Below are 7,395 nucleotides of genomic sequence, written 5' to 3'. Positions count from 1 at the left end.
GTCTTGCTCACCGCCGACGCGACGCCGACCGTTACCGTGGGAATCCTGGCGATCTGCATGAACACGGTCGGCATGGCGAAACTTGCCGAGGCCTGCGCGGTGGCGGTGAGCAAGACGCCGGCGCTGGTCGAAGCTACGTTCAATGTCGATCACGTTTCGGGCTACTGGAACAAGACCATGACTCTGTACGGCCTTCCCTACGGTTGGACCTCCACGACCACGCCGACGGCCATGATGAAGGCCAACTACAACTACAAAGCGTATAGTTATTCCTATACGAGCGGTGGTAAGACCTATACCGCTGCCGAGCCGAAAGGTTACGGGACGACAACTATTACCACGGGACCAACCGATACGCTGGTTCAGACCCAACTGTGCACGACAGTAGGATCAACAACCGATTTCACGGCCACTGCGGGAGTTTACAAAAGCACCGCGGTGGCAAAAAGCGGAAAAACGAACGGCTCCACCGTCTATTTCAAGACGACGTGCGCGACCACGAATTCCGCCGGAAACAGCAGTGGCGCAACAATCAACGTGAGCACGATGGACAAGCTCTATCTGCAGATGGATGTGCCGTCCGGGCCGGTCAACCCGCTCAGGTCGAACAATACAGACACGTCGAACCGGCTCTACCTCGGCGCCGGGTACAGCACCGCGGCACAAAAGGCCCTGAACCCTTCCAAATACCTCCCCGTCGAGGTTGCCAGCAACACGGTCGTCGACATCTTCGCCGTGGTGCCCTGCAGCGAGACCAGCGATCAGGCATGGGAAGACGGCGGCAACAATCCTCCACTGCCAGACGTTACGAACGCCGACTTCTTCTACAGCGTGATGGGCAAGTGCGACTTCAACAAGCGACCGTCCGACACACTGCTGACGCAGTAGATGCTGCTCCTCTTGCCTTCTCCCCTTGCGGGAGAAGGTGGATCGGCGCGTAGCGCCGAGACGGATGAGGGGTGCTGGACGGAGCGCAATAGCTGGCTAATCTAAGCCATGCCGCATCAACCTGTCCCGCCAGCCAAACGAAGCTTCGCCCGTTCGCTCCGGCGTGTAATGACGGAAGCGGAAGACCGGCTGTGGCATGAACTGCGCGACCGCAGGCTCGACCGGATAAAATTTCGGCGCCAGGTTCCCATTGGAAAGTACATTGCCGATTTCGTCTGCTTCGAAGCACGCTTGGTCGTCGAGATCGATGGCAGCCAGCATGCGGAGTTGGAGTCTGACAGCGTCCGCAAAACTCACCTGGAAGAGAAAGGCTTTCGCATTCTGCGCTTTTGGAACGATGACGTTCTGAAAGACATGAACGCCGTTAGCGATACCATCATCGCCTATGTACGGGATACCAGCCTACAGCCTTGGCGGTAGGGGCGCGTTCTTCCCTTCTCCCACAGGGGGAGAAGGGAAGAACGCCTGCGGCCCGATCACAAACCGGTGAGCGCTGTAACGAAGGCGCCGACAGCGGCGAAGTGGGGATATCTGCGGTGCTTCCAGGCGCCGCCGCCCACGGAGCAAGCCGATGTCGCGATCCTGTACGTTCATCAAAGTGTCCAGCCTCTCGGCGATTGCGCTGGCAGCGTCGCTCGGTGCGGCGGCGGCCCAGCCGCTCAGCGTGGTCGAGCTGTTCACCAGCCAGGGCTGCTCGTCCTGCCCGCCGGCCAATGCCAATCTGATCAAGGTCAAGGACCAGCCCGGCGTGCTGGCGCTGTCGTTCAACGTCACCTACTGGGACTATCTCGGCTGGAAGGATATCTTCGGAAAACAGGAATTCACCCGGCGCCAGGTCAGTTATGAGCCGGCGCTCGGTCATGACGGGCCGTTCACGCCGCAAGTGGTGGTCAACGGCCATGCCGATGTCGTCGGTGCCGCACCCGGCGAAATCGAAAAGCTGATTGCGGCGAGCGGCCGGACAAGCGGCCCGGCATTGTCACTCGATGGCGGCAGGATCAGCATCGGCGCCGGCGCCGCACCTGGCGGCCACGCCGATGTCTGGCTGGTGCGCTATGCCAAGGGCGTGGTCGAGGTGCCGGTTTCGCGCGGCGAAAACACCGGCCGCACCTTGCCGCACGCCAATGTCGTGCATGCGCTCGAAAAACTCGGCAGCTGGACCGGCGCGGCCGCGACATATCCTCTGCCCGCCGCGTCCGGCGGCCTGAGCACCGCCGTGCTCGTGCAGTCGCCCGGTGGCGGACCGATCCTGGCTGCCGCGACCGACTAGATCGCGCTTCGACAAGAAATTGCGCAACGCCGCATGGAGCGGCGCCGCATAGCACGGCCGCCAAGAGGGCGCGCCTTCAACGCCAACCCCAAGGAGATCATCATGACCACTTCCCGCCTGACGCTGCCGGCGCTCGCTCTCGCTCTGTGCTCGACGCCGCTGTTTGCCGGCGGCATCGCCCGTGCCGACGACGCGACCAATGCGATGAAGCCGGCTGCAAATGCCATGAAACCGGCCGCGGATGCGATGAAGCCGGCCGCAGACGCCATGAAACCTGCAACGGATGCGATGAAGCCTGCCGACCCGATGGCCACCAATTCCATGAAGCCGGCGGCTGACGCCATGAAGCCGGCAACGGATGCGATGGCTCCGGCCAAGTAAAGGCGGTGCTGTTTCCGGCTTCGGTCCCGCGGGTCCGAAGCCGGATGCACGTGAAAGTGAGGCTTCGGCCGCAACTCGCCCGTCGCATGATCGTATCTTATCCAATAGACTCCACATGATGGACGTCACAGGAGCTCAAGCCATGACCGACATTCAAAAACCAGTCATCAGACAATCGTCGAACGTCTTCCGCAGCGCGCTCGCCGCTCTTGCGCTGGCCGCCGCGGGCGCCGCCTTCTGGCTGACGCCGGCGGTTTCGGCCGAGGACGCGGTGAAGATCCCGCCGCCGGCGCTCGACGAGAAGGCGGCCACCGGCACTGAAAAGGCAGTCTTCGCCGGCGGTTGTTTCTGGGGCGTGCAGGGCGTGTTCCAGCACGTCAAGGGCGTCACCAAGGCCGTCTCCGGCTACACCGGCGGCGACAAGGACACCGCCGTCTACGAGACGGTCGGCTCAGGCCGCACCGGGCATGCCGAATCCGTCGAGATCACCTACGATCCGTCGAAGGTGACCTACGGCCAGCTGCTGCAGGTCTATTTCTCGGTCGCCCACAACCCGACCCAGCTGAATTTCCAGGGTCCGGACTCCGGCACGCAGTACCGCTCGACGATCTTCGCCGAAAACGATGCCCAAAAGAAGATCGCGCAAAGCTACATCGCCCAGCTCGACCAGGCCAAGGTGTTCCCGGAGCCGATCGTCACCACGCTGGAAACCGGCAAGACCTTCTATCCGGCCGAGAATTATCATCAGGACTTCCTGACGCTGAACCCGACCTATCCCTACATCGTCTACAACGACCTGCCCAAGGTGGCGAACCTGAAGGCCCTGTTCCCGGCGCTCTATAGCGAGAAGCCGGTGCTGGTGCTGTCGGCGAGCAACTAAGAATGCCCAATCTCCCCCTCGCGGGGGGAGATTTGCGCACTCAGCCGCCCCGCCCCTGCCGGCTACATGGCCTTCATCGCGTCACACGACACAGTCGGGTTCATGTCGGCGAAGGTGCCGGCCGGGTTCTTCTTCCAGGCCCAGACATGCAGTTCATAGAACGGGCCTAGACCGTAGCGGTTGGGCGCGCTGTCGAAATTGAACAGCTGCCCTTCCAGCGAAGCCGGACCTTTCGAGGTGATGTACTCGACGGCCACCAGCCTCAGCTTGCCGTTTGCCATCGGCTCGTACATCACCGCCTCGGGCTTGGCGAGTTCGACCGCATCGTCCTTCAGATAACCGGCATTGACATAGTGGATGCCCATGGCGCCGCCGGTGATGCCGCTGGCGCAAGGGATCGGCGCATAGCCCTCGGCCGTCGCCATCGCCACGTTCTCGAAGCGGCTGTTGGCTGCCCGCACCTTCTCGTCCAGCGCGCCAGCGTTGTGAGCATTGGCCGCCGTGGCCGCGATCGACAGGTTGATGAGGTGTTTGGTCCACAGATGGATGTTCATGTTCTCTCCTCCTTGTTGATGGCGCGCGGGAGCCGCCGCTCCCGCTGCGACGTCGGATCTCGGCTGCACGCATCATTGGTACCGGGTGAAGTCCCAGTAGTGCGGCAGACCCTCGAGCTCCGGCAGGCCGATGTCGCGTCTCAGATAATCGTCCTGCGGAGGCAATCGACGCCGACTCTTGCGCAATGGCGCGAACAGCAGCGAGGCCAGCCGCCAGAAAGCCCGGCCCGGTAACGGGTCTCGTCCGACGGGTCTCGACGCCGCCGACGGCCCGCTGAACGATTCGTCAGGCACGCTGCCGTCGCCGCGAAGGGCAGTTTGATACTCATCGATCGGGTCAACGGTAAAAGTAAGGGTCAAGAACCCGCACCTCCGTGATCTTGTCGACAGGCAGCGCGTTTTTCTGGGCCGTGCTGCGGATCGCTTCCGGCGAAGGCGCGTCATAGATGCAGAAGCTCTGCTTCTTGTCGGGCGAGACGAAGGACTGCACCCAAGTCACGCCTTTCTCCGCGTTGCGCATGATGACGCCGCCCAGCGCATCGGCGCCGGCCTCGTTCACCGGCACGCTGAGGCCGTTGGGAAATGTACGTTCAACCACATAGCGAGGCATATCAGGTTCCTTTTTACTGTTTCACGCCCGGTTTTGAGCGCGGAGGACATTGATCACGCTCGCCAGGGGCGCGCATCGGAACCTTTCCCTATGTTTCGTGGGACGATTCCCCATGTTAACGGCGTTCACTGCTGGAGCCACAAAGCCGATACCGGGCCGCGCTATCCTGCCTGACGAAAGCGGGGTGCGGCGGCGACCCGGATCACGAAAAGCGGATGATCATGCTTCTGGAACGGCAGACACAGCTGGAGCAGCTGGACGGACTTCTCGCCGAAGCCGCGCGTGGTCGCGGCAGCGTGGTGGCGTTGTCGGGCGAGGCCGGCGCCGGCAAGACCGCACTGGTCGAGGCCTTCGTCGCCGGCGCGGCCAAGGCTACGCGCATCTTGCGCAGCGCCTGCGAGGACCTGTCGATCCCCGATCCGCTCGGACCGCTCTATGACCTCGCCCGCGAGGCGCAATGGGCGATGCCGCAGGCGATCGACGCCAGGCAGGGTCAGCGGCTGCCACTGTTCTCCGGTGCCCTCGACGTGTTCGAGACAAGGACCCAGCCGACGCTTCTGGTAATCGAGGATCTGCATTGGGCGGACGACGCGACGCTCGATTTCGTCCGCTTTCTTGGCCGGCGCATCGCCAACACCCACATCCTGGTCCTGTTGACGGCGCGCACCGACCGCAGCGAAGGACAGGCGCGTGTGCGCCGGGCGCTGGGTGAAATTCCGTCGGGCAACGTTGCCCGTATCGACGTGCCGCTGTTGAGCGAGGCGGCCGTCCTGTCGCTCGCCAGCGCTGCCGGCCGAGATGGCGACGCCATCTACCGGGTCACCGCCGGCAATGCCTTCTTCGTCACCGAGCTCCTGTGTGCCGACAATGAGATGACGCCACCGGCCAGCGTGCGGGACGCCGTTGTGGCGCGGGCCGAACGGCTGTCCGCCGGTGCCCGCTCGATGCTGGACGCGGTGTCGGTGTTTCCCAGGCGGGCCGATGCTTGGGCTCTGCAGGGCCTGTGCGGCGTCGCCAGCGCCGGACAGCTGGCGGAATGTGTGTCGAATGGGCTGCTCGACGATCTGGGCGATGGCTATGCCTTCCGCCATGAAATCGCACGCCGCGCCATCGAGATGATGCTGACGACAAGTTACAGGAGACTGTTCAACCAGCGCGCGCTGTCGGCGCTGCTTGAAAACGGCGGCGTCGCCACCGCACGCCTGGTCCATCACGCCGTGGAAGCGCACAATTTCGAGGCGGTGCGCGAATTCGCGCCGATCGCCGCGCGCGAGGCTTCGCGTGTCGGCGCCCATCGCGACGCCGCCGGCTACTATGAGGTCGCCTTGCGGCAGGCCGACACCTTGCCCGTGGAAGAACGCGCCGGACTTTACGAGCAGTATGCCTTCGAGTGTCACTTGATCGCCCGCATTGACGAGGCCATCAAGGCGCAGGAACAAGCCCGCGCGTTGCAAAAGGCGCTTGGCAACACGCTGAAGGAAGGCGACAGCCTCAGGTGGCTATCGCGCTTCGCCTATCTGTTGGGCGACCGCCCGGCAGCCGACCTGTTCGGCGCCCAGGCGGTCGCGTTGCTGGAGGCAGTTCCCGCCAGTGCCGAACTTGCCATGGCCTATTCGAACCTTTCGCAGCTGGCGATGCTGGCCGAGAGGCTCGACGAGACCCTGTCGCTGGGCGGCAGGGCGATCGAGCTTGCCGAGCAGCTGGACCGGCAGGATGTCGTTTGTCACGCGCTCAACAATGTCGGCGCCGCCGAGCAGTGGCTGGATCTGGCCAGCAGCCGGCTGCATCTCGCCCGCAGCCTTGAAATCGCGCTGGAGCAGAATTTTCAGGAGCACGCCGCGCGTGCCTTCACCAATTGCGCCTGTGGCGAGATCAACCAATTGGGCTACAGCCAGGCTCAATCCTTCCTTGATCGCGGCATCGACTATTGCGTCGAGAACGATCTGGCGACTTGGCGTGACTATATGCGTGGGGTTCGGGCACAGTTGTTGTTGCGTCAGGGATACTGGAACGAAGCCGCCGCCGAGGCTCTGGATGTCATAAGCAATGACCAGGCGACGGCGCTGGTCCGCTATCCCGCTTTGGTGGCCCTGGTGAAACTGCGTCTTCGGCGCGGAGATCCTTCGGCCGAGCCACTGCTGGCGGAAATGAATCGGTTCCTGGAAAGGGGAGCCGAATTGCAGCGGCTGTTGCCGTACGCCGCCATCGTCGCCGAGCAGGCATGGCTCGGCGAGGCGGAAATCGCCGAGGCGCTGCGGCTGATCGACCTTGCCGAGACCCTGTCGCCGACGCGGGCTATGTTTGCCGAACTGGCCAGCTGGCGCCAGATCCTCTCCGCCGGTAGCGACGCGGGGGATACGGCCGGCATGGCCGCGCCGTACCGAATGCTCCTGGCTGGCGACTGGCAAGGGGCGGCCGCGGTCTGGGCGGATCTCAACGCACCTTATGAACGTGCGCTCGCGCTCGCCCAGGGCGATGAGCCGGCGCAGCGTGCGGCACTCGAGATATTCGAGACCCTTGGAGCCAAGCCGGTTGCGAGCCATGTGCGCGAAATCATGCGGCGCAACGGCGTCATTCGCATCGCCCGGGGGCCGCGCCAGACCACGCGCGCCAACAGCGCCGGCCTGACCCAACGCCAGATGGAAGTGCTGCAACTGATCGAGCGCGGCTTCTCCAACAAGCGGATCGCAGAGCATCTGACCATTTCACCAAAAACCGTCGATCACCATGTCTCCGCGGTTCTGGGTAAGCT

The 7,395-nt window shown here is 63.6% G+C and carries 9 protein-coding genes; 6 read left to right on the top strand and 3 right to left on the bottom strand.

Annotation, left to right across the window (positions count from 1 at the left end; all coding sequences use genetic code 11):
• The 5 genes from EN969_RS09665 to msrA all read left to right on the top strand — a co-directional run.
• The coding region (locus EN969_RS09665) for a hypothetical protein (RefSeq protein WP_206525142.1) at positions 1–888 on the top strand (888 nt) is incomplete at its 5' end.
• 168 nt (positions 889–1,056) lie between these two features.
• Positions 1,057–1,368, top strand: a complete 312-nt coding sequence (locus EN969_RS09660; RefSeq protein WP_244514250.1) for an endonuclease domain-containing protein — start codon at positions 1,057–1,059, stop codon at positions 1,366–1,368.
• Positions 1,369–1,519: 151 nt separating this feature from the next.
• On the top strand, positions 1,520–2,218 hold the full coding sequence (locus EN969_RS09655; protein WP_063169625.1) for a DUF1223 domain-containing protein: 699 nt from the start codon (positions 1,520–1,522) through the stop codon (positions 2,216–2,218).
• A gap of 102 nt (positions 2,219–2,320) precedes the next feature.
• Complete coding sequence (locus EN969_RS09650; protein WP_127419091.1) at positions 2,321–2,599, top strand: hypothetical protein; 279 nt, start codon at positions 2,321–2,323, stop codon at positions 2,597–2,599.
• Between the two features lie 142 nt (positions 2,600–2,741).
• The gene (gene msrA, locus EN969_RS09645) at positions 2,742–3,479 is read left to right on the top strand and encodes a peptide-methionine (S)-S-oxide reductase MsrA (RefSeq protein ID WP_063169626.1); all 738 of its coding nucleotides are present in this window, start codon (positions 2,742–2,744) and stop codon (positions 3,477–3,479) included.
• Positions 3,480–3,541: 62 nt separating this feature from the next.
• On the opposite strand, the gene EN969_RS09640 is transcribed toward msrA, so the two are convergent.
• From EN969_RS09640 to EN969_RS09630, 3 genes are all read right to left on the bottom strand, one after another.
• Entirely contained in the window at positions 3,542–4,033 is a 492-nt protein-coding gene (locus tag EN969_RS09640; RefSeq protein WP_063169627.1) for a hypothetical protein, read from the bottom strand.
• 72 nt (positions 4,034–4,105) lie between these two features.
• The gene (locus EN969_RS09635) at positions 4,106–4,393 is read right to left on the bottom strand and encodes a hypothetical protein (protein WP_013528686.1); all 288 of its coding nucleotides are present in this window, start codon (positions 4,391–4,393) and stop codon (positions 4,106–4,108) included.
• Positions 4,371–4,643, bottom strand: a complete 273-nt coding sequence (locus EN969_RS09630) for a DUF4242 domain-containing protein (RefSeq protein WP_063169628.1) — start codon at positions 4,641–4,643, stop codon at positions 4,371–4,373. Before EN969_RS09630 ends, EN969_RS09635 begins: the two co-directional genes overlap by 23 nt.
• A 215-nt stretch (positions 4,644–4,858) precedes the next feature.
• Here EN969_RS09630 and EN969_RS09625 point away from each other — a divergent pair.
• Positions 4,859–7,395 (top strand): AAA family ATPase (locus tag EN969_RS09625; RefSeq protein ID WP_245467428.1); only part of this gene is annotated, 2,537 nt, incomplete at its 3' end.

The organism is Mesorhizobium sp. M7A.F.Ca.CA.003.01.2.1, from assembly GCF_003998945.1.
In the GTDB taxonomy this organism is placed as follows: Bacteria; Pseudomonadota; Alphaproteobacteria; order Rhizobiales; family Rhizobiaceae; genus Mesorhizobium; species Mesorhizobium ciceri.
The sequence above is the reverse complement of the archived record's forward strand: the minus strand, read 5'-3'. Positions and strand labels throughout refer to the sequence as shown.